The organism is Persicobacter psychrovividus (genome assembly GCF_036492425.1).
In the GTDB taxonomy this organism is placed as follows: domain Bacteria; phylum Bacteroidota; class Bacteroidia; order Cytophagales; family Cyclobacteriaceae; genus Persicobacter; species Persicobacter psychrovividus.
The window spans coordinates 658,790-681,351 of record NZ_AP025293.1 but is presented as its reverse complement, the minus strand read 5'-3'; the positions used below and the strand labels follow the sequence as shown (position 1 = coordinate 681,351).

The 22,562-nt window shown below is 44.7% G+C and carries 13 protein-coding genes; 7 read left to right on the top strand and 6 right to left on the bottom strand.

Annotated elements, in window-relative coordinates; translation table 11 throughout:
- Positions 1–538 precede the first annotated feature (538 nt).
- Positions 539–1,489: a ParB N-terminal domain-containing protein gene (locus AABK40_RS16075; protein ID WP_338398133.1), complete on the bottom strand. Its 951-nt coding sequence runs from the start codon at positions 1,487–1,489 to the stop codon at positions 539–541.
- Between the two features lies 1 nt (position 1,490).
- A complete protein-coding gene (locus tag AABK40_RS16070; protein WP_338398132.1) occupies positions 1,491–2,441 on the bottom strand; it encodes an AAA family ATPase in 951 nt (316 codons plus the stop codon).
- Between the two features lie 347 nt (positions 2,442–2,788).
- Here AABK40_RS16070 and AABK40_RS16065 point away from each other — a divergent pair, with 347 nt between their 5' ends.
- Together AABK40_RS16065 and tamL are read left to right on the top strand one after the other, a co-directional pair.
- Positions 2,789–7,168 (top strand): translocation/assembly module TamB domain-containing protein, encoded by a 4,380-nt coding sequence (locus AABK40_RS16065; RefSeq protein WP_338398131.1) that lies wholly within the window; start codon positions 2,789–2,791, stop codon positions 7,166–7,168.
- Positions 7,155–9,449: a translocation and assembly module lipoprotein TamL gene (gene tamL / locus AABK40_RS16060; protein WP_332921595.1), complete on the top strand. Its 2,295-nt coding sequence runs from the start codon at positions 7,155–7,157 to the stop codon at positions 9,447–9,449. Before AABK40_RS16065 ends, tamL begins: the two co-directional genes overlap by 14 nt.
- A 143-nt stretch (positions 9,450–9,592) precedes the next feature.
- Here the strand turns inward: tamL and AABK40_RS16055 are convergent, their stop codons facing one another.
- Entirely contained in the window at positions 9,593–10,165 is a 573-nt protein-coding gene (locus tag AABK40_RS16055; RefSeq protein WP_332921596.1) for a hypothetical protein, read from the bottom strand.
- Between the two features lie 223 nt (positions 10,166–10,388).
- On the opposite strand from AABK40_RS16055, the gene AABK40_RS16050 reads away from it, so the two are divergent.
- Both AABK40_RS16050 and AABK40_RS16045 read left to right on the top strand, forming a co-directional pair.
- The gene (locus tag AABK40_RS16050; RefSeq protein WP_338398130.1) at positions 10,389–11,411 is read left to right on the top strand and encodes an aldose epimerase family protein; all 1,023 of its coding nucleotides are present in this window, start codon (positions 10,389–10,391) and stop codon (positions 11,409–11,411) included.
- 93 nt (positions 11,412–11,504) lie between these two features.
- Positions 11,505–11,948 carry a PaaI family thioesterase gene (locus AABK40_RS16045; RefSeq protein ID WP_332921598.1) on the top strand — a complete coding sequence of 148 codons (444 nt, stop codon included), beginning with the start codon at positions 11,505–11,507 and terminating at the stop codon, positions 11,946–11,948.
- 168 nt (positions 11,949–12,116) lie between these two features.
- On the opposite strand, the gene AABK40_RS16040 is transcribed toward AABK40_RS16045, so the two are convergent.
- From AABK40_RS16040 to AABK40_RS16030, 3 genes are all read right to left on the bottom strand, one after another.
- Entirely contained in the window at positions 12,117–14,111 is a 1,995-nt protein-coding gene (locus AABK40_RS16040; RefSeq protein WP_338398129.1) for an LA_2272 family surface repeat-containing protein, read from the bottom strand.
- A 2-nt stretch (positions 14,112–14,113) separates the two neighbouring features.
- Positions 14,114–15,094, bottom strand: a complete 981-nt coding sequence (locus tag AABK40_RS16035) for a FecR family protein (protein ID WP_338398128.1) — start codon at positions 15,092–15,094, stop codon at positions 14,114–14,116.
- A 74-nt stretch (positions 15,095–15,168) separates the two neighbouring features.
- Positions 15,169–15,804, bottom strand: a complete 636-nt coding sequence (locus AABK40_RS16030; RefSeq protein ID WP_338398127.1) for an RNA polymerase sigma-70 factor — start codon at positions 15,802–15,804, stop codon at positions 15,169–15,171.
- A 307-nt stretch (positions 15,805–16,111) separates the two neighbouring features.
- Between AABK40_RS16030 and AABK40_RS16025 the strand changes: the two genes are divergently transcribed.
- The 3 genes from AABK40_RS16025 to AABK40_RS16015 are packed head-to-tail and all read left to right on the top strand — an operon-like array spanning position 16,112 to position 21,884.
- A complete protein-coding gene (locus tag AABK40_RS16025) occupies positions 16,112–17,308 on the top strand; it encodes an efflux RND transporter periplasmic adaptor subunit (RefSeq protein ID WP_338398126.1) in 1,197 nt (398 codons plus the stop codon).
- A complete protein-coding gene (locus tag AABK40_RS16020) occupies positions 17,308–20,439 on the top strand; it encodes an efflux RND transporter permease subunit (RefSeq protein WP_332921603.1) in 3,132 nt (1,043 codons plus the stop codon). Before AABK40_RS16025 ends, AABK40_RS16020 begins: the two co-directional genes overlap by 1 nt.
- Positions 20,439–21,884, top strand: coding sequence for an efflux transporter outer membrane subunit (locus AABK40_RS16015; protein WP_338398125.1), 1,446 nt, complete (start codon positions 20,439–20,441; stop codon positions 21,882–21,884). The genes AABK40_RS16020 and AABK40_RS16015 overlap by 1 nt, the downstream gene beginning before the upstream one ends.
- Positions 21,885–22,562: the final 678 nt, after the last annotated feature.

Here is a 22,562-nt window from a genome sequence, read left to right as displayed (position 1 = left end):
CGTTGACAATCAAAGGAATAGGTAAATACCACAAATGTTTACATCTTCAGCTATAATTAATAATAATAACTAATCTTTAAATAAATATTTATTATTATTCATTAAGTAAAGTTTAAGCGCGCAAAGCTTCTTTAATTTGTTGTCGTTCATTTTTCAATTTCTCATTTTAAAAGGCTCTGCTGTGATCTTCGATTGTTATGACATCAAGTATCAACCAAAAGGAGATCGTCGTTTTAAAGGCCGTTTCTGCGGGTCGATTTTTACTGAAATCAATTTAAATGAGCTGATTTTGCGACCAAAAAGCTTTTTGAGCATAATCCTCAGTTATAACCTTTTAAGACAAATGTTGCGCCGATGCAACGTTTGTCGTATTAGTTGGTTTTCTCATCTGATAAAGTCAACGTTTGTAGTAAAAAAAATTTGATGGTCCGATCGTTTAGATTATTCACTTGAAAATCAATTAATTGTCGTAAAAAAAGGTACAAAAAAAACCGCCCGATCAGGGGCGGTTGGTGGTAATCTTATTTTTTGAATGAAATCAGTCCAAAATATTTAAATATTGGTCAATTTCATGTTTCAATTCTTCAAGGCTGTGCTTGAGTGCCGTCTTTTCATCAGGATTACTTTTGTCCAATGCCCGAAGGAAACTTTTCCGGTTGCGGTCGATCATCAGTTTACTCAAGCTTTTTCGCACCATGCTTTCCTGCTTTTGGATAGGGGTCAGTTTTGCAGGCACAGGCATTTTCGGTTGTGGTGCTTCTTCGATGTCAGCGGTATTTTCCTTTTCAGCAGTTTCAAACTGTTTCAGGAAAGCTTCTCCACTGAGCTCCGATTTGCCAAGATCTTCAATTTGCTTTTTGGTGAAGGGCAATAATCCCTGAATGAGCAATTGTCGCTGCTCCTCTGGTAACTTTATTGCACCTCGGTAAAAGGAAGCATCTCTTTTGATCGTTTTTGCATTCACATGAAATACCTCCGCCAATTCCTCAGCGGTGTCGCCACCACCTTGTCTTTTGAGTGCGGGGTCTTTAATTTTTCGGTTTTCATAAGTGGCCCCACGAAGAAAAGCAATTTCTTCAGAGGTCATGTTTCGTTGCCCAAGTTGCTTTTGATCCATAAATTGCTTGACCGCCTCCATGTCGGGATGGTTATCAAGCAAGGCGATATTAAAATCAATTTTATGTCGTTGCGCAATTGAAAAACGATGATGACCATCTACCAGAAAGTATTGATCATTCAATTTCCAGACGATAATAGGATCAAAAATTCGCTGATTAGCCAAGATATTCTGTTCCAGAATCTGGTATTCGGCAGGGGTCAGCGGACGGATGTATTTCTGCAAATCAGGATGAATGGTAATATTCTTCTTGATTTCATCGGCCAAACTGCCATCGCTCACCACCTTGGTTTGCGAGAACTTTTGAGCATTGATATTTAAATTGTTGAGCGTATCTAAATTTGCTCTTGCGGAATTTTTCTTCTTTGCCATCTTATACCGTCTCCTGCTCTTTAATATCTATATATTCTTGAATGAAATCGTGATAATCCTTGCTTCCGTTTGAGTTCGGCTTGTAGTCGAGCACGGGAAGTTTATGGGCGGGTGCTTCTGCAACCTGCGCATTTTTTCGGATCACATTGCTGAAAACACGGATACCCGCCGAACTTAAAAAGTTTCGGATGGCAAGTTCATATTCCTCATGCGTCGCATAGCGGCTGTCTTTCATCGTGATCAGCACACCATCAATATCAATTTCGTGGTCTTTAAGCTCTCGGATTTCTGAAATGGCCCGAATCATTTTTGAAAGCCCCTGAATACTCATCTCCTCGGGAATCACGGGAATGACAACCGAATCGGCACTGTTCAATGCGCAATTGGTGAAGAAGCCCAAAGAAGGCGGGCAGTCTAGGACGATATAATCGTAATCCATATCGACCTTATCGAGCACCCGTTTTTTCAGCAAAACATCCTTCACACCTTCCACGGCTTTGAGTTTGCTTTCGATCAGGTTTTCATCAGTGGCAATGATATCGAAAGCATCCTCATCCATTGCCTGATAAATGGCATCTTTCGGATCGATCTCATCATTGAGGGCTGATAACAGCAATTCATTTTTTTCAGGGTATTCTTCTGAACTGAAAAAGCAGGTGGATAAGTTCGCCTGACCGTCGAGGTCAAGCATCAGCACTCGGTAACCATTTCGGTGCAGGCCACGCGCCAAGTTGATCGTCGTGGTGGTTTTTCCTACGCCTCCCTTGTGGTTAAATACGGCTATGACTTCCGCCTTGTCCTTTTTCTGTATATTTTCCAGAAAGGTGGAAAAGCCATAATTGTTCAGTGTCGGGATCAAGCGGTTGATGTGGGCTTCATTCAAACGGCGACCAGTCTCTCCACGAAGAACTTTTGCCAGTGTTTGTCGAGATATCCCCGCCTCAATTTCCAAACTTTTTACGTTTAGACCTGGACGGCTGGATAAAAATTTTATAATGAGTTCCTGTGTCATGATTGTATCATATTTGGTGCAATGTACAGCTTTTTAAGCGCATTTTTTCACGATTTATTAAAAAATAACTTCATTTAGTATCTTTTTTCGTGCAATAAAGGACATTTTGTCCTTTATATTTTTTTCATCTTCAAAAGCCTTCCGTGAAGTAATCATTTATTAAAACCACCTGTCATAATTTCATTGGGAATTGAGGATATAGTTCCCTTTTTTTGTGTTGGTTTAAAGGAGAATCCTCGTGGCAAAAGCGAACGATTCCCGACCACTATCACAAACTTATTTGACTCTTGAAAATTCTGAAATATATCGGCCTCGGCGTACTTTTAGTATTGCTGTTGGTGCTTCTTTTTTCTGGCGTGGTATTATTTGTTCCCGCAGTGCAAACTGCGATTGTCCAACAAATCACCACGCATATCGATCAAACCACTGGGGCGCACAGTCGGGTGGGGAAGGTCAGCTTCAGCCCACTTTCTGGTCTGACCATTGATGAGCTGCTCTTGCAGGATCCACAAAAAGACACCCTTGCTTATGTAGGGGAACTGCAGGTTGCCTGGGATTTCTCTGGGCTTGTTCAAAGCGAAAAAACCATAGAAAAGATTCGGCTCGATTCGGTCATTGCGCATGTGGACATGAGCAAGGAGCAACCGAACTATCAGTACCTGATGGATGCTTTTGGTGTTGTGGAAGATCCCAATGCACCAGTAGATACGACCGCGAGCACGCTCAGGCTGGCACTCGACGATATTGCGTTTAGCCGTTTGTGGCTTGATTTTGAAGACAGCACCACTGCGGTGAATGCTTATTGGCACGAGGGGCAGGTTAAGGCGGTGAAGGTTAATTTGGCGGATGAGATTTACCGCATTGCCTCCGTTGATTCTGATTCACTGAATGCGCATGTGGTGATGATCCCTTCCGACTCGGTGGCGCAGGCACCTGAACCAACAGATAGCACCAACACTGATTCGCCCTCTCGCTTGCAGTTTTATCTTGGGCACCTCGGCCTGAAAAGGCATATGATTACTTATGCCACGCATCGGGGAAACCTGAGAAAGGGAACCGTATTCGATCCTGACAATATTGGTATTCAGCAACTGGAATTATCGGTGGACAGCATTGGATACCGAAGCGAGGAAATGTATGCCAAGCTAAATGGTTTGTCATTTTATGAGCACAATGGCTTTCATATGAAAAAGCTGAGCTCCCGACTGCGGATGAAAGGCGAGGACTTATATTTAATTGCGCTGGCCTTTCGATCCGACGACTCGAAAATGGACCTTGATGCACACCTTCGATATAAAGGAGTGGAGCGAGGAAAGCTGGCGCAGAATATATTTGACCTGAAGCTCGAGGACTTCTACCTCGGGGCGCATGACATCAATTATTGGGGCGCAAAAACGGCGGGCTTGCGACTGACTCCTGAAGATTATATTCAAGGGTATGGGACGTCTGATATCAAAGGCGGAAAGGGGAAAATATTTCTTCAGCTGAATACTTCGCGGGAGAGTCAGCTGACGCTCAACGGCGCATTCAAGACACACAATGGAGCGCCTCGCCTGTACATGGATAGCCTGCTCGTGAAATCGCACTTTAAGGAGGCAACCTGGCTGATGACGGAGCAGGAGTGGAATGCCAATCCACATCCAGACTCAATTTATATTGCTACGCACGGTTGGCTTGATGAGCATGGAGTTTCGGTGAACGGGCAGGTCAATTCCGACTGGGGAAAGATGAGCCTTGTGGCCGACTTGCTTAATATTGATGATTTGCCCCGCTTGAAGTATGATGCTGATCTCAAGTTTGATGATTTTCGCGTGCAGCGTATCGTTGGTGAGCAGGTGCCTGACCACCTTAACGGACATATAACTGCCCACGGGCAAGGCACTGAATTTCCGCAATTGACTACCGCATTTACCATTGAACATTTCGGCTTTGATTATCTTCAGAAATCCTACCGAGGAATTGAAGGAAATGGGCAGTGGAAAGATGGCATCTTTGAGATTAATATTGATAGTGAGCTGAGTGATCTTCCCTTGATGGTGAAAGCCGACGGCCACTATGGCGACCAAATTGATGTGCAATGGAAAATACATTTGGACCCTCTTGATCTGTCCAATTTTGGCGTCATGGATCAGATGTTTAAACTCGGTTTTAATTCTGATGGAAAGGCCAAGATGGTTGGTGAAAAAATCAATGTCGATGGCAATATTGACGACCTCAGCATTCAGCAAAAGACGGTTGATACTGGCTTCGATCACCTCAGCATTCAGGCTTATTATGATGGGGATTCTGTGCATACGGATGTTTCTGGTGATCCACTTGATTTGCATATGGAGGGGGTGGTTGATCCCGATAAATGGCAAAATTATTTTAAAACCCTCGCCACAGGGACGCTCGATAAAGCGAGGGATCGAAATATTATCCCGTGGATTTCACTGAAGGTAAACTGGAAAAAGCACGACCTCTACACCTCGGGACTTATACCTGGTTTGCTGAATTTGGAGCGTGGTGGATTGTTATTTGTTTGGGACGACAGGCAAAGTAAGTTTAACCTGAAGATTGATATGCCTGAACTGAAAATGGACAGCCTGCAGGTTTATGGATTCAATGGTGCGATCCTCAATGATTCCACAGAGCGGGAATCCAAGGAGCTTGGTTTCAAGGTACAGCTTGACAGTGCTTTTCTTGCCGACGGCTCGCGGGTTCAAACCTTGTGGGACGGACAGATTTTTGCCGATTCACTGGTCAGTAAAATTAATGTCAGGTATAATAACGACACCATAAAAACGGGTTTTGATTGTTACCGCGATTTACTGAAAGTTGATGATAAGAAAGCCGGCTTTGCTTTTGAAAATCTGCAGTACAATAAGATGCTTATTGGCAATATCTTTTTAGATGTGATCTCCCAAAAGCCTGAAATTTATGATGCCAAACTGTTGATCAAAGGGAAGCAACGACTCAAGGGAGAGGCGCATATCGATCTGAATAAATCACCGTTATATGCCAAAGGGTTTATTGATCTGGATACGGTGGATCTTCACACCTATCAACCGATGATGAAATCGACCCTTGATTCACTGTCAGGAATTATTCAGGGGAAGGTGGATTTTGAGTATAAAAATGAAAAGCCGATTGTGGATGGAGCACTGAATTTTATTGATGTGTTTACGCGATTGAAAGAATACCCGATGGACCTGCTACTGAAAAATGAGTCGGTTAAATTGACTAAAAGTGCCGTCATTTTTAAGCATTTTGGACTGACAGATCATAACGGTAAGCGCCTTGAATTGAAGGGGGACATTGGACTGACGGATAATTACCCAATGGATTTGAAGATTGAGGCGGATCCGTTTTTGGCACTCGATGCCCCAAAAACCAAACAAGCACAAGCGTTTGGTCAGCTGAATATTTCCACGGACCTCAGTATTCAAGGCTCTGCTTTTGAACCGAAAATTGAAGGCGAATTCAACGTGCTTGATAAAACAGATTTGTTCGTCAGGACGCCCGAAAGTCAGGGGGCACCGAGTGGACACGATAAGGTGATCCGCTTTGTTAAACCCGATGAGGAGCTTGAGCAAATGCTCACGGAGGCGGTGGAAGATTCCCTCGATATGGGCTTCCTCGGGCCCGAAGTTCATATGAGTATCGGCATCGATCCCAAGGCGAAGTTTACCGTTTTGGTGGACGAATACTCTGGTGATCGGCTGGAAATCTCAGGTAGATCGGACCTTTCTTTAAATTATCTCCCGAATGGAACCACGGGACTGAATGGTAATTTTGAGGTGGAATCAGGCTTCTATCAGTTGTCTTTTTATGGTCTGGTGAAGAAACGCTTCGATTTTGTGAAAGGATCGCGGATCACTTTTACAGGGACGCCCGAGAGTGGTTTACTTGACCTGACAGCACGGTATAATATCAGCACGGCGCCGTACCCCATCATGGTGCAGCGTATTGATCTTGGTGCCGCAGGGCAGGAGAAAGCGCTGAAGAAGAAACAGAATTTTTACATTGATATCAATATTGGGAATCAGATAGCAGACCCAAAAATCAGTTTTTCCCTTGGGATGCCTGAGCGCGATCAGGGGATTTTCAGTGGCGATGTTTATGCCCGCATTACGGAAATCAACAGAGATGAAGTGCTGAGAAACAAACAGGCGGTAGCGGTCCTGATCACCAATAGTTTTCTGCCTGATGAAAACGCTTCAGGTGGTGGTAATGTGATGGAGAACGTTGCCCGTTCGAGTGTGTCGCAACTGGTGGAAAGTTCGCTGAACAGGCTTTCAAATAACCTGGTGAAAGGGGTCGATATTAATTTTGCGATCGATAATTATGGCGATGATTTAGCGTCGAGTGCTACGGAAGTGGGGCTGAATGTTTCCAAATCCTTGTATAATGATCGTTTGCAAGTATCGGTAGGAGGAAACATGACACTCGATAATGAACAGCAATCTGGGAGCTCACAGATCAACGAAGACATTGAAATAGAGTATATGCTGACACAGGACGGAAGGTACCGTTTGCGGGGCTTTAGGTATCGGGATAATGATGATTTGCTGACGCAGGATCTATTAACGCAGGGCTTGTCGATCGTCTTTTCTAAAGACTATAATGGCGTGCTGAAATTATTTGGTAAGGATAACGATAAAGAGAAGAAAAATGATCAGAAGTAATATAGGACTCACGGCAATTATCGCGCTGTTCTTCTTCTCCGCCTGTTCAGGTTTGAAGTATGTTCCGAAAGGGCAGAAGCTGTATGAATCGACAGATTTTGACATCCATTTCAAGAATCGTGCGGATTCAGATAAAGATCTTGAAGGGATTTTACAGGGGCTTGTACCACTGGAGCCGAACACTAAATTCGGGATCTCGCGGCCCGCACTTTGGCTGCATTATATTGTCAAGGAACCCAAGAAAGAGAAAGGGTTAAAGTACTTTCTTAAATACCGGCTGGGCGAAAAACCAGTTTACGTGAGTGACATCGACTGGGCGATTATTGATAAAAAAATCAATTATCAATTGCAGGATCGAGGCTTTTTCAACCATACGGTAAGCAGGGATTCTGTGGTCAAAAAGAAAACGACCACCGTTAAGTATTCGATTCAGCTGGGCAAAGCGACACGCTTGGGGAAGATCGAAAGGCTAAGTGCCGACCAGGAAATAAAGCACAGTTTACTGCGTCCTATTGCTGGGCGAACAGCCGTTGACAGCGCCAAGGTTTATCATTATGAGGACCTCGAACTGGAACGTTCTCGCTTGGCAGATTCGCTTAAAAACCGTGGTTTCTATTACTTTTCTCCGGAGTATATCCATTATGTTGCCGATACACTCCGTGAAAATAAGGTGATGGATCTCGATTTTGAACTGAGTCAGAACATTCCTGATTACGCCTATAAGAAGTACCGAATCAGCAATGTTTATATCTATGATTATCACAATGCCAAAGATTCCGTAAATCGGGAGGGTGCGCAACAAATCGGTCCCTTCAAATATGTGAACTTTAAGAACTATGTGAACCCTAAAGTGCTTGAAAAAGGCATCCTGATTCGCCCTGACACCACATACAATTATGAAGCAAGTGTGATGTCATCGCAGCGTTTGATGGGCCTGGGAACGTATCGTTTTGTCAATATTCGCTACGAACCCAATCCTCAGGATTCTATGCTTTTGGATGCCAATATCTACCTGACTCCTCGTTATAAAAAATCCTTACAGCTGGAGCTGGAAGGGACCAGTAAAAGTAACAACTTTATTGGCCCTGGATTGAATCTGAATTACATCAATCGCAATGCTTTTGGTGGCGCTGAATTGCTGAAAATTCGTCCGCGTTTCAGTTTTGAATCGCAATATGGCACCGACAGCTCTACGGTTTCTTATGATTTGCAATTGGATGCTTCGCTGGAAGTCCCCCAAATCTGGGCGCCTTTTCCGATCGCCTCCAAGTCTGCTTTTCTGCCAAAAACAAAGATTGGCGCCAACCTGAAAGCTAAAAGTATTCAGAGTCAGGTGCTGTTATTCTCCGCAGAAACCTCCTACGGTTACAAGTGGAGATCGAAAGCATGGAAGTTTTTTGAGTGGGATCCGATGTTTGTCAACTACATTATCAAGTTCAGAACATCGCCAGAATTTGAAGAAGTCCTCGATAATAATATCAGGCTTAAACGGAGTTTACAGAATCAGCTGATCCTCGGGACACGCTTCAATTATACCTATAATGAGTTGCTGAAAAGTCGGAAAAAACCAATTCAGTTTTATATGTCACTGAATTTTGAGATGGCTGGCAATCTGCTGCACCTGCTCAATACGGGAACATTAGGGGCTGATAAGGCCGACAATCCAATGAAAATTTTTGATGTTCCCTATTCACAGTATGTGAAATTTGCCCCCGATTTCAGGCTGTATTTCAACCTTCGCCACGACAGGCAATGGATTCTTCGGGCTTTCGGAGGCATAGCACAGCCTTACGGGAACTCCTCATCGGTGCCTTTTGTAAAGCAATTTTATGGTGGTGGGCCCAATGACCTCCGCTCTTTCCGATCGTGGGGGATTGGTCCTGGTGGTTACCGGCCAGATGAAAACAACTCCGTGAGCCTTGATCGTAGTGGGGAACTGAAGCTGGGCTTCAATGCCGAATACAGGTTCCCGATGATCTCCGTAATTAAGGGGGCATGGTTTGTTGATGCTGGAAATATCTGGACACTCGAAAAACAGGATAGCTTTCCTTTTGGAGAATTTACCTTCGACCACTTTTACAAGCAAATAGGGATGAGTGCTGGCTTCGGTCTACGTGCCGATATTCAGGGACTTTTTGTGATTCGTTTTGATTTTGCCACCACCGTGCTGTCTCCAAAAGGAAATGGCAGTGAATGGATGCTCAATCAGGTGAACCCATTGAGTGGTACATGGCGAAGAAATAATTTGCTGCTGAACTTCGCGATTGGTTATCCTTTCTAAAAAAAAACAGTCAAAAAAAATAAGGGACAAATTGTCCCTTATTTTTTTGGCCAAATTTCCGTGAAAATGGGCCATAATTATTTCGAACCAATAGGCGGATAAAATTTTCTGCGCGAAGCCTATTTAACATAAGTTTTCGGGTGTCAGGGCTCGATCAGTGGTTCATTTCGGAGTAAAATTCCCAGCAAGGCTTCTTCTGCAGCTTCCCTTGAAAGTGGCAGTGCAAATTCATCACTGGAATAACGTACCCAGTCGGTGAAAAAATTTTGCGGCTGGTACCACTGAAGAAATTTCAGAATATCAATTCTGGACATATATGGCAGTGCCTTTTTTATTTGTGCTTCCTCGTAGTGAGCAAAATGATCGTAGGGCAGCCCTGTCATGTCCCAGAAATCTCGCAGATCATTGATGTCGGCAATCCATACAAAACTGAATGCAGGCAGGAGGCGGAACTCAATGGTGTTATAAACAGCAGGAAGTTGCCGCTTGTTGGGGATATTAACATCAAAGGCGAGCGAGATTCCTTTTTTGAAGAATTGATAAGCACAATCACGCTCATTGAGAATTTCGGAAAGGGGCTCGGGTCCATTTTTGATCCATACATAAATCCGATCATCGGCTTTCATTAAATGATGTTCGATGTGGGTATCGTATTGTGTGAGAATTTCATTTTCAATAAAGCTCTCAATCGATGTAATAAAATTTGGAGAACGCATATTGTTAAAACAAATTATTACAATATGAGGTTGGCTTTTTCTGATCAATTATAAGTCAGCAACATTAATTTTTTAATATAGAGGTCAATTTTACGACCTTCGGGCAGCTAAAAGAACATGGAGCATTGTATGTATTGATGGACTTTTAGGCTTTTGTGTAGGTGGTAATTGTTATTTTTGTAAATTGTAAACATACTTAAATGATAATTTTCAGACTAAAAATATGAGTGTTTCTTCAACAATTTTCGGAAAGACCAAATCTGGTCAGACTATCAAGGAATTCACACTTGAGAATCAAAACGGGGCTAAGGTAACGTTATTGACTTACGGTGCTATTATTTCAGGAATTCATATTCCTATGGCGGACGGATCAGTGCGTAACGTAGTGATTGGTTATGACGATTTGGCTGCTTATGAGGAAGACAACTTCTACCTGGGGTCTACGGTTGGGCGTGTGGCTAACCGTATCGCTAACGGGTCATTTACATTGGGGGGTAAAACGTACGAATTGGCGGTCAATAACGGACCCAACCACTTGCATGGCGGACTTGTAGGGTTCAATCAAAAGGTATGGGAAGCAGAGGTTTTTGCTGAAAATACAGTAAAAATGAGCGTACTTTCTAAAGATGGCGATGAAGGTTACCCTGGAGATATGGTAATTAATGTGACTTTTGAGCTGCGTGAGGACGATCAGTTGGTGATTGAGTACCATGCAACGGCTTCAGCGGACACGGTGATTAACCTGACCAACCACAGTTATTTTAACCTTGATGGCAGAAGCAGTAAATCTTGTCTTGACCATGAGTTGAAGCTGGAGGCTAAAACTTTTGCAGTAGCAGATGAAACCGCCATTCCTACAGGGGAGCAACGTGAGGTGGCAGGTACGCCATTTGATTTTTCTTCTTTCAAAAAATTGGGACAGGATATTGCTGCCGATGATGAGCAAATTAAGTTCGGTAACGGTTATGATCACCACTATATTATGGGTGATTTTACCGCTAAGCCTCGTCTGAATGCGGAAGCAAAATCTGCTGATGGTCAACTGCGCATGAAGGTTTATTCTACCATGCCAGGCTTTCAGTTGTACACAGGAAACTATTTGGGGGAGAAGTTTGAGGCGCGTCAGGCCTTTTGTATTGAAACGCAAAACGCTCCAGACGCCATTAATCAGACGGTGTTCCCATCGGCTGTTTTAGCACGTGGCGAGCGTTATGAGCAAAAGACCGTATTGGAATTTTTGAAATAAACGATGATCCTAAAATCATTTAATGGCGCTGTTTGGCGCCTTTTTTTTTGGCTTTATATTTGAGAATCCTTCTATTCAATAAATAACATTTGTATGAAATTTTCTGAAGAACGAATCGCTCGGCTAAAGAATTTAATTGGTAAGCAAGACATTGAATCACCATCACCTTTTGGCAATCTTTTCAAAGGTAAAGTGCTGGCCGTAGAAGGAGGCCGTCTGGAAGGCGAGTATTTTGTGCGAAAGGAATTAACGAACCCTGCGGGGATGTTGCACGGTGGCGCTATCTGTACCATGTTGGACGAAGTGATGGGATTGACGATCTATACTTTGGATGTTCAGAACTTTTATCCTACGGTAAATCTTAATGTTGATTTTCTGTCATCTGCAGCAGAAGGGGAGGCGGTGATTGTTAAAACACAGGTTATTCGCCAGGGGAAAAATATCATCCATATCGAGGGGCGACTTTACAATACCGATGGTAAAATATTAGCAAAAGCAACCAGCAATTACGCCAAAATTGACCATCCTATCCAATAATTGTTTTACGACAAATATTGATGCAATACAATATAGACGAGATCTTGAATTTGCAGGTGGTTCAGGCCTCATTTTGGTCTAAATTCAGCTTGATAAAGGCAAACTTTAGAGGGATCAAGAAGCGTAACTGCTGAGGAGGTATTTATTTTGCGACAATTTTTTTGTTTTTCACCTTCCGAGTCGGCCGATTCTTATCCCTGCCTGAAAGCTCCACCATCCTGCGGTAATCCATCCTGAATTCTGGGATGTCCAGGCGGTACGGGGGTGAATAAACGTTTTATTTTCCGCCTGCTGATCAATCACCTGTACATTATAACTTGCCCCAGCAAACAGGCCCAGCGATCGGCCAAACTGGTAACTGATCTGAGCTTTGGCCTGACCGAGGAAATTCTTATCCTTGAACCAGTGTGGCGTGTTTTGTACATAATTTGCGGTAAGGTCAGCGTTGAGGCTGATCGTGCGATACAGACGCGGGGCGGTACCAAATCCATAACCAAAGTACATCTGTTCGGCCTGCTGAACATCGATACCATAATTAATGATATTATAAAAATACCGTGATCCTGTTTTGTAGGCAGCAGTAATAAAATGCCGATCCTGATAACTCAGTTCCAAAGCATTGCAGCCATCTTTTACCACGCTAATGAAGCCTATTGGTGTGCCACTTGCTAAATGGTCGGTTTTATTGATAATGCCTAATTGAAGCCCGCTGAGCGTGTCTGTGCTGTTTATTACACCCAACTGAACACCATGGAGTGCTTGTGCGGCATGGTTTAAGATACCGAGCTGCAAGCCATTAAATGTTGCGCGGCTATGGTTTAAAAATGGGCTGATTTGAACGCCCGAGCTGTGGCCGTAAGCACCATTATAGAAAGCACTTAATTGTACTCCTTTAAGGCTGTCTTTGGCAATATTCAACAGTGCTGAAACTTGCAAGGCGCTTGATGTTCCCTTGATCTTATTCAATACCGCAGAAAACTGAACGCCCTTGAAGTTTTGGCGGGCAAAGTTCCCAAATGCGGCAAGCTGTAGCCCTTGTCCATGATTTAACAGGGAATTGGATACGGCACTTATCTGAAAACCATTCATCTGGCCATTCATCACATTGTTAATTCCCGCAATTTGCCCCCCCGACATGCTGTGTTGTGCGACATTGTTAATTCCCGCAACTTGCAGTCCGATCATTTTCCGCTTGCTGAGGTTGTTTACCCCTGCAATTTGCAAACCGTGAACATGTCCCCCGACAATATTAGTGAGGCCAGCAAGCTGCAGTCCGCGCATATTATACCTGTTGATATTGGCCGCAGTACCCATTTCTGCACCATCAGTTCCTGCGGAATAACCAGCGATCAGGTTCAGTGAAAAGTTATTGACCGATTGCGCATTTTTAGTGAAATTACTGCTGAGCATAGGTAGCAGACTGACCTGAAAAGGACTGTAAATGAGGCTGTCAAGGGTCGTTATTTGTGCTGTTTTTGCCTCCGAGACAAAGAATTTCACCAAATTGATGTCCTCAATTTCTTTTTCTTTCAGCTGAACGGAGGGTAAAAAGGCGACAGGAGCAGAGGTCTTTTTCATGGGGAGCTGCAAGGAGTCCAGGTACACCTGAATACTTTTGTCTCCATTCATTTTTACTTTCAGTGATTTGCTCTGATAGCCTTCCTTGCTGAAGGTCAAGCTTAGGTTCGCCTGTGGATTATTGATGGGAATTCGGAGTGTTCCTTCGGAATTGGTTTTACCCAAAGCTCCAGTAAACTTATCAAGCACCGCGACCCCATCCAGATACTGCCCTTTATACATTAGTGTGGCGGTAAGGGTCAGACTTGTTTTTCTTTGTTTAATTTTCTTTTTCGGAATGATCAACAGCTGATCGCCTTGTATTTTGTAGTCGAGATTCCTCGGCGGTAGAATTTCATTGAGTACGCTGATCAGTGGGGCATCAGTGGTTTGATAATCGACTGCTGCTTTCGCTGAAATGATTTTGGCGTTGTAGGCATAATCAAATCCTGCTTTTTTACTCAGCTGATCGATGAAAGTGGCTAAGGGTAATTGCTGAGCCTGAATACTGATTTGCTGCTGTGTCCAACTTTGTGATTTTGCGACTTTAGTTGCGAACATAAACAGCAGCAACAAAAGCATTTTAATGTAGAAAACTCTTTTCATTACTATTGGCACTTTCCAAAGATTCGGTAGCTATTGTTTTGCTGCTTCACCTCAACATTAAGAATAGTACTTATCGTAGCCAATACTGATTCGATGCTTTGTGATCGATGATTGACCATCGAGAGCGAGCAGTTGAATAATTCTGGGGATTCCAAACGGATATCTGCCCCATAGGCATCGTTGAGGGTTTTTACCACTTCCGGCAGTGGGGTATCATTGAAACTGAAGATTTTCGTTTTCCATGCCAAAGCATTTGGTGCTTGGGCAGTCAGTGCACTGATCTTTTTTTGCTGATGCTGATAAGTGGCCTGCTTACCTTTGGCGAGCACCACCCGCTGAGGTTTTTTTGTTTTAGTTTCAAAAGCCACTTTACCACGGCTGACACTGACCGTTACGGTGTGGTGAGCTTCTTCATCAATATTAAAGGCGGTACCCAACACCCTGACCTGCGTTTCTTTCATATCGATGATGAACTGATGATCGGGATCGTGGTGCACATCGAAATACGCCTGCCCACTGAAATTGACTTTTCTCTGGTCTTCGCCGAAAGCTTCTGGGTATTCCAGCGTAGCTCCCTTTCTCAAAGTAACCGATGTCCCGTCGGGCAATGTTACCTCCTGCAGGTTTTGAGCCACAAGGTGAATATGCTTTACCTTTTCGGGGAATACATAAGGGTACAAAAATACCATCGCCACCAGCAGTACACTCGCAATGGCGGTGAAGAAAGCATAAGCAGGAATTTGGGACCTTTGCTGGAGGGGAACTGCAGGGCGCACATTCTGCCATGCCCGATCGACATTAGGGTGGAAAGCAGGCTTGTCCTTGGCCAGAAGTCCGAGTCGCCACAAATGCTCAAACTGTCGGTAGTATTTTTCATTTTGGGCATCGGCTTTTCGCCAGGCGTCTAAATGCGCTTGTTCCTGGGCAGTGGCAGTTTGCCCAAGTGCTTTGGCAATATATTGATCAATGGTATCTTGTGTCATGATTTTAGAAAACGATTGGTCATTTCCATACAGTTAAGTTGCTTTGTCAGGCATTTACCCCTATTCGGTCGGGATTATTTTTTGTATTGTTGCCAAATTATAAATAGCAGCAGTGGCAAATATTCGTGAAGGGCAAGCCGTAGGCTTTTCAATGCGCTGCTCATCTGATTTTCGATCGTTTTTACTGAAAGCCCCAACTCATCGGCAATCTCCTGGTACTTTTTGCCCTCAAATCTGCTCATCATAAAGATTTTTCTTCGTTGGTCGGGTAACTGAGCGATAATTTGCTGAATTTTTTCGCTCAACTCCAGTTCTACCATCACGTCAAGATCCTCGAAATGTTGATTTTGATGCATGGCCGCCACTTCATTTTGATATTTATCACGGACTTTTTGCTTTCGGATCAGCTGAAGGCAGTTATTTCTTGTGGCACCAAAGAGGTAGCTTTTCAGGCTTGTTGAAATATTCAAAGAGGCTCTTTTTTCCCATAGCGTGGTGAACAGCTCCTGAACAACCTCTTCAGACTGTTGGGGATCAGCAAGGTAGCGCATGGAGAATTGGCACAATGGCTCGTAGTAGGCTCTGAAGATCGTCTCATAGGCCTTAATGTCTCCTTTCAGAAACAACAAAAGATTTTCGTTATCGGGATCCTGCTGACGCAATGAGTTATGATTTATTGACTGATTTTGATTTTTCGCTTTCGCCTGCAAGATACATTTTTTTCAATGTTTAGCGTTGTCCTAAATTGATAGAGGCTTTGATTGTTATTAAAATAATATTCAAAAATATCACTTCAGGCTACTCCAAAACGCTTTCTTTCCATTGCAAATAGCATTATTTTTATTGATTGGTTCAGTTTTTGATCTTTTTGGCTTGTGAAGTGGTCAGACTATCCAATTTTATTAATTAAAATTCACCTAACCTATTTTAAATGAGGTTGTTAGGTTTTAATGATTTGGAAGCTAAAAACACCCTTCATCATTTCTTTAGGATCAATCAATAATCAATGATATGCAAATGAGAAAACAATTTTATTCTCAGACTTTACTTTTCCTCTTTATGGCGCTGATTTTTGCAATTAGTGCTTGTGATAAAAAAGTTTCAGAACCACCACGCCCTGTTGTGGGAGTGGACACCGTGAAAACGCGTGATGTTGAGATTTACGGCGATTATGTCGGAAGAATTGAAGCCTCGTTGAATGTGGAGATCCGCGCGAGGGTAGATGGCTTCCTGGAGAAAAGGAATTTCCGCGAGGGAACTTATGTCCATAAAGGAGACCTATTGTATTTGATTGACCAACGACCTTATATCGCTAATGTGAATAAAAATAAGGCCGCTTTAAATCAGTCGGAAGTAGAAATGCAAAAAGCCAAAAGGGATGTGGCGCGTTTGAAGCCGCTTTATGCGCAGAATGCCGCCTCGCAGCTCGATCTTGATAATGCACAGTCGGCCCTGGAGTCGGCACAGGCAAAATATCAGATGAATTTGGCCGAGCTGAAACAAGCCCAGCTGGAGCTTGAATATACTGAGATCCGCTCTCCTTTGGATGGCTACATCTCGAAGTCCAATGTAGATATCGGGACACTGGTGGGGAGTGGAAGCAATTCGTTGCTGGCGACGGTCCTTCAGCTTGACCCGGTACGCGTAAACTTCAACATTTCGGTGATTGATTACCTGAATGCGCAGCGCAAGAAAGCGACAAGTTCGCTTGCGCAGGTGAGTGACAGCACCAGAGGCTGGACACCAAAAGTAAAAATTACACTGCCAGATAATTCCGAATACAATTATGAAGGGCGATTGAACTTTGTGGAGCCGAAAGTAAATCCTAAAACGGGAACTTTCGAGGTGCAGGCACTTGTGGCCAACCCCGAGCGAGTGATTTTGCCTGGTCAGTTTACCAAGGTTTCTTTGCTGTTGCAGGTGTTGGAAGACGCCGTGGTGGTTCCCCGTAAAGCTTTAGTGATTGAAGACGGAGGAGCTTATGTTTATGTGCTTCGCAAAGATCAAACGGTAGAAAAACGACTTGTGGAAACAGGACAGGAGCTGGATCAGGAAGTGGTGATCACCCGTGGTTTGTGGCAAAATGAAGTTTTCGTTTCTGAAGGAATCCAGAAAGCAATGCCAGGGAAGAAAGTGGTGGCAGTAAGCAGCTTTGAAGATTATAAAACACAATTTGATCGGGACTCAGTTTCGGAGGAAGGGGTAGTAAAATAATGAAGCCTTCTTTCTTTATTGACCGACCGATTTTCTCGGCAGTAATATCAATCCTGATAGTACTGCTGGGCGTGCTGGCCATCACGCAATTGCCCGTGGCACAGTACCCCGATATTACCCCTCCAGTAGTGCGGGTATCGACCAACTACCCTGGCGCCAATGCCAAAGTAGTGAACGATGCCATTGCTTCGGAGCTCGAACAGCAGCTCAACGGTACACCGAATATGATTTCGATGAAATCAAAAAGTAGCAATACCGGTGGACTGAATATCCAGCTGACTTTCAGGGCGGGAACAGATGCCGATCTGAGCGCAATTGAGGTGCGTAACCGTGTGAAGCGGGCAGAATCCAAAATGCCTGCCGAGGTGATGCAAGGGGGGATCACTGTTGAAAAGCAGGCAGTATCCAAAATTCTTACCCTCAGTTTAACGTCCTCCGATCCAAAGTTCGATGAAATTTACCTCTCCAACTTTGCAACGATCAACGTCCTTGACCCGCTAAAAAGGGTGCCCGGTGTTGCGGGTATTTGGAACGTTGGTTCCCGTTATTATTCAATGCGTATCTGGATTCAGCCCGACCGTCTGGCCGCCTATGGCTTGACCGTTCGCGACCTTTCCGATGCCATCAAAGAACAGAACAGGGAGTCCGCTGCAGGGGAGCTCGGGATTCAGCCGCTGGATCATATCGATGTTACTTTGCCGATTACTGCTCGTGGGCGGATGTCCACCAAAGAGGAGTTTGAGAATATCATTGTCCGTGCCAACCTTGACGGCTCGTTTATCCGAATCCGTGATGTGGCAAGGGTGGAGCTGGCTGCTTCAAGTTATCGACAGTCTTCGGAGCTGAACGGGAAAAATGCCGCCATGATGGAGATCTACCTGCTCGAAGGCGCCAATGCCCTTCAGGTAGCGAACAACGTGCGCTCGGCGCTGAAAGAACTGAAGAAAAGCTTCCCCGAAGGGATTGACTATAAATTCTCTTTTGATGCCACTCAGTTCATCTCTGCGTCTATTGATGAAGTTTATGTAACGCTGATCGAAGCCATCATTCTGGTGATTTTGGTGGTTTACCTGTCGTTGCAATCCTGGCGTTCTGCTTTGGTACCAACGATCGCCGTACCGATTTCCTTGATTGGTACTTTTGCCGTGATGCTCGTCTTCGGCTTTTCCCTTAACATCCTGACCCTGCTTGGACTTATCCTCGCGATTGGTATAGTGGTGGATGACGCCATTGTGGTGGTCGAGAATGTGGAGCGGATTATGGAAGAAGAGGGCCTCGAAGCACGGCCGGCTACCCACAAGGCAATGGGCGAACTGGTCGGAGCACTGATCACCACCTCCTTGGTTTTGGCGGCGGTATTTGTGCCGGTGAGTTTCCTTGGCGGAATCACAGGAACGCTCTTCAAACAGTTCTCGATCACCATTGCAGTATCGGTATTGCTTTCAACCGTTGTGGCCCTGACACTCTCACCGGCCTTATGTGCTATTTTGCTGAAACCCAAATCTGGGAATCAGTCCAAGATATTCAAGAAGATTGACCATTGGGTAAATGCCGGAAACAGCAAATATACCCAATATGTGCGCTGGGGTTTTGAGCACCGAAAACGGATGTTTGCCGGCTTCGGAATGGCGATTATTTTCACCGGATTACTGGCTTATATTATCCCGACGAGTTTTATCCCGGGAGAGGATCAGGGCTATTTCGATGTGGAAATTGCCTTGCCTGATGGCGCTTCATTGACCCGTACTTCGGAAGTGGTGAACCGTGCTCAGCAGTTTATTCTGAAGAATCCTGCTGTGGCCAATATTCAGACGGTTAAAGGTTTGAGCCACCGTGTTGGTGGGACGGAATCCCGCGGGGTATTGACGGTTATCCTGAAACCCTGGGACGAACGTAAGGGCGACAACATGAGCATTGACCATGTGATTGCTGATCTGCGGAAGGAGTTTTACAAGTACCCTGAAGCCAATGTGTTCATCACCAAACCTTCGGAAATCCCTGGACTTGGTGATGGGGGTGGTTTTGAATTTCAGCTGCAATCCAAGTCGGGAAATTCTCTCGACAAGCTCGTGGATGCTGCCGACTCCCTTGTGGCTGCGGCATCGAAACGCAAGGAGCTTTCGGGCGTGAATGCCAGTATGCAGCCTAAAATTCCGCAGCTGTATTTCGATCTTGATCGTGACCGCGCCAAATTTCTCGGGGTACCTATTGCGGATGTGTTCTCTACCATGAACGCCTTCCTCGGCTCGCAGTATGTCAATGATTTCAATAAGTTTAACCGGGTTTATCGGGTAAATATTATGGCGGAACAGGCCTACCGGAAGAACCTGAGCGACCTGAACCTGTTTTTTGTAAGAACAAGTAATGGTACAATGGTGCCGGTAAGTGCGCTGGGAGCAGTAAGCATGACCACCGGGCCTGGAAGTTTGAACAGGTTTAATATGTTCCTCTCGACCACCATTCACGGTACTGCCGCGCCAGGTTATTCCTCTGGGCAGGCGATGAAAGCCATGGAAGAAGTGGCGGCCAAAGTACTGCCGGAAGGTATGGGCTTTGAGTGGAGTGGGATGTCGTATGAAGAGAAACAAGCTGAAGGCCAATTAGGGCCGATGATTGCCATTGTGGTGATCTTCGTCTTCCTCTTCCTGGCGGCACAGTACGAAAGCTGGATCATTCCTATCGCCGTACTGATTACCTTGCCTATTGCCATATTCGGGGCTTTCCTCGGGGTGTGGTTCCGTGGACTCGAGAATGATATTTACTTTCAGATCGGGATGATCTCCCTGATTGGTCTGTCGGCAAAAAATGCGATTCTGATTGTAGAGTTTGCCAAGGAAAAGATGACCAAAGAAGGGTTGACCGCCGGAGAAGCGGCATTACAGGCGGCTTCCTTGCGTTTCCGTCCGATCCTGATGACCTCCCTGGCTTTTGTGCTTGGAATGATTCCTTTGGTAATGGCTTCCGGCGCCGGAGCGGCAGCACGTCACTCGATCGGTACAGGTGTATTTACCGGGATGATCCTCGCGACCACCGTAGGGATTGTTTACATTCCGCTGTTTTTCAAAACCATTGTGGAGTTTCAGGAAAAGGTAAGTGCACGATTTTCTAAAGATAAAAATCAGTCGAAGTAATGAAGCATAAAACGATAAAATCAAGTCTGTTGCTGTGCCTGATTATTTTAGGTATTCAGGCCTGTAAAATGGGACCGAATTATAGCCGTCCGGATTTAAACGTTGATGTGGACTGGGATTCTACGGCCGTAAAGGGCGATCAGGTGGCGCAAATCAAGTGGTGGGACCTGTATCAGGATTCCCTGCTGGAGAGCTATATTTCCGAAGCACTGAAGGAGAACTATAACCTGCGTGTTGCTGCGGCAAAAATTCAGGAACTTCAGGCTTTCCGCAAAACGACCAAATCGGCGCTGTTCCCTCAAATTGGGGTTAATACCTTTGCTGAAGGGGAAGCTGGGCATAATGCCGCCACTGGCGTTACGAAAAACAATGAGAAGTACCGTGGCATTGGTACCCTGAGCTGGGAGCTTGACCTTTGGGGGAAAATCAGACGACAGGTAGAGGCCGCCAATGCGGAGTACCTGGGCACTTACGAGGCTTATCGTTCGATGAGTATTTCCCTTGTGGCCGAGGTTGCCAAAACCTATTTCAGCCTGCAGGATATTGATAACCGCTTGCGGATTACCCGCCGAACACTCATTGCCCGGCAGGAAGCACAGCGTATTGCTGAATTGCGTTTTAAAGGCGGTTTGGTGTCTGAGATTGAATATCAGCAGGCGACGGTAGAATTGGCACAGACCAAATCGCTGATCCCGGAGCTGGAGCGACAGGTGAAGATCAATACCAATGAGCTGGCCATTTTGCTTGGTCGACCTCCGCAGGAGTTGGCCCGAAGCAATTCGATTTCAGATCAGCCAGTGGTACCAGCAATTCCCGTAGGACTTTCTTCGGAGCTACTGGAACGCCGCCCTGATATTCGTCAGGCGGAAGATCAGCTTGTAGCGGCCAATGCTCAGATTGGTGCTGCCAAGGCAGATTATTTTCCGAACCTGACCCTGACTGGAAAATTTGGATATCAGAGCCCGAGCCTGAATAATTTTGTGGCCAACGGTTTCAATTACTGGGAGTACATTGGAGATATTACGGCACCTTTATTCTCAGCAGGGCGAATCAAGGGAAATGTGGAAGCCAAGAAGGCTCAATACAATCAGGTACTCAATCAGTATAAACAAACAGTTAACGTGGCACTGAAAGAGGTCTCTGATGGTTTGGTAACTTTCCAGAAAACGGCCCAAACCCGTGATGCGCAAACCGAGTTACTGACGGCCTCGCAGGAATACTTGCGCCTGGCACAATTGCAGTACCTGAATGGTATCGTCAATTACCTTGATGTACTTGATGCGCAGCGTCGTTTGTTTGAAGCGGAAATCTCGGAGTCTGCGGCAATCAAGGAACAGCTGGTGTCTATGGTGGATCTTTACAAGGCGCTTGGTGGCGGCTGGGACGGACAATCCATGCAGCCAGAAATTGTTCCGAAGGAAATGTCAGACAGTAAGCAAAAATAAATAGCTGAGCATCATTTTAGGGGAGCTAAGCACTGGGGCACATTTATTAAGTTGCCCGAGTGCTTATCGTTAAACGTCTATTTTCAGCACGGTCAAAAGGCTGTTGCACAATAGTGATTGTAATTTGTGTCCCTCAAAACCCTTAAATTAATGACATTGGGTTCGCCCGAACCCAACAGAATATCATTTTGTAAGGTGATTTCAAATCAGGCTTATGCAACGGCCCCTATCACAAAAAGCCCCTGACAAATCAATGTCAGGGGCTTTTTTTAAGGTAAATGCTTTTTCAGCGCTTTATAACTAACTTATCGGCATTGGACTTGGGCGTCGGAACGCGCAAGTGGCAAGCCTCATTACACCTTTTTACAGGCTGTTATTTGCTTTTATGGAGTGGTTTTACGCTTTGGAGTCTTTTGTTCAATCGGCATATTTGCAGAAGGAACTTCATCCTGATTTCTGTCTTGAAATAGGATATATAGGAAGAAAAGGGTAGTCATTATGAGGGAAATTGAAATTAAAACAATCATACTCAGTAATTTAATGATACCTAAAAGACCTCAATAGTAATTAGCTCAAAATGAACTACGGTCGGTAGCTATTTTTCAAATACTGCGCCACAATTCCCCTGCTGTTTCTTTTTTGATGAAATATTCAATTTTATACGCTTTCTTCACAGCA

Excerpts from the sequence above, each read along its gene's own strand:
- AABK40_RS16075 (WP_338398133.1), bottom strand. The coding sequence starts at position 1,489 with ATGGCAAAGAAGAAAAATTCCGCAAGAGCAAATTTAGATACGCTCAAC.
- tamL (WP_332921595.1), top strand. The coding sequence starts at position 7,155 with ATGATCAGAAGTAATATAGGACTCACGGCAATTATCGCGCTGTTCTTC.
- AABK40_RS16055 (WP_332921596.1), bottom strand. The coding sequence starts at position 10,165 with ATGCGTTCTCCAAATTTTATTACATCGATTGAGAGCTTTATTGAAAAT.
- AABK40_RS16050 (WP_338398130.1), top strand. The coding sequence starts at position 10,389 with ATGAGTGTTTCTTCAACAATTTTCGGAAAGACCAAATCTGGTCAGACT.
- AABK40_RS16045 (WP_332921598.1), top strand. The coding sequence starts at position 11,505 with ATGAAATTTTCTGAAGAACGAATCGCTCGGCTAAAGAATTTAATTGGT.
- AABK40_RS16040 (WP_338398129.1), bottom strand. The coding sequence starts at position 14,111 with ATGAAAAGAGTTTTCTACATTAAAATGCTTTTGTTGCTGCTGTTTATG.
- AABK40_RS16035 (WP_338398128.1), bottom strand. The coding sequence starts at position 15,094 with ATGACACAAGATACCATTGATCAATATATTGCCAAAGCACTTGGGCAA.
- AABK40_RS16025 (WP_338398126.1), top strand. The coding sequence starts at position 16,112 with ATGAGAAAACAATTTTATTCTCAGACTTTACTTTTCCTCTTTATGGCG.
- AABK40_RS16020 (WP_332921603.1), top strand. The coding sequence starts at position 17,308 with ATGAAGCCTTCTTTCTTTATTGACCGACCGATTTTCTCGGCAGTAATA.
- AABK40_RS16015 (WP_338398125.1), top strand. The coding sequence starts at position 20,439 with ATGAAGCATAAAACGATAAAATCAAGTCTGTTGCTGTGCCTGATTATT.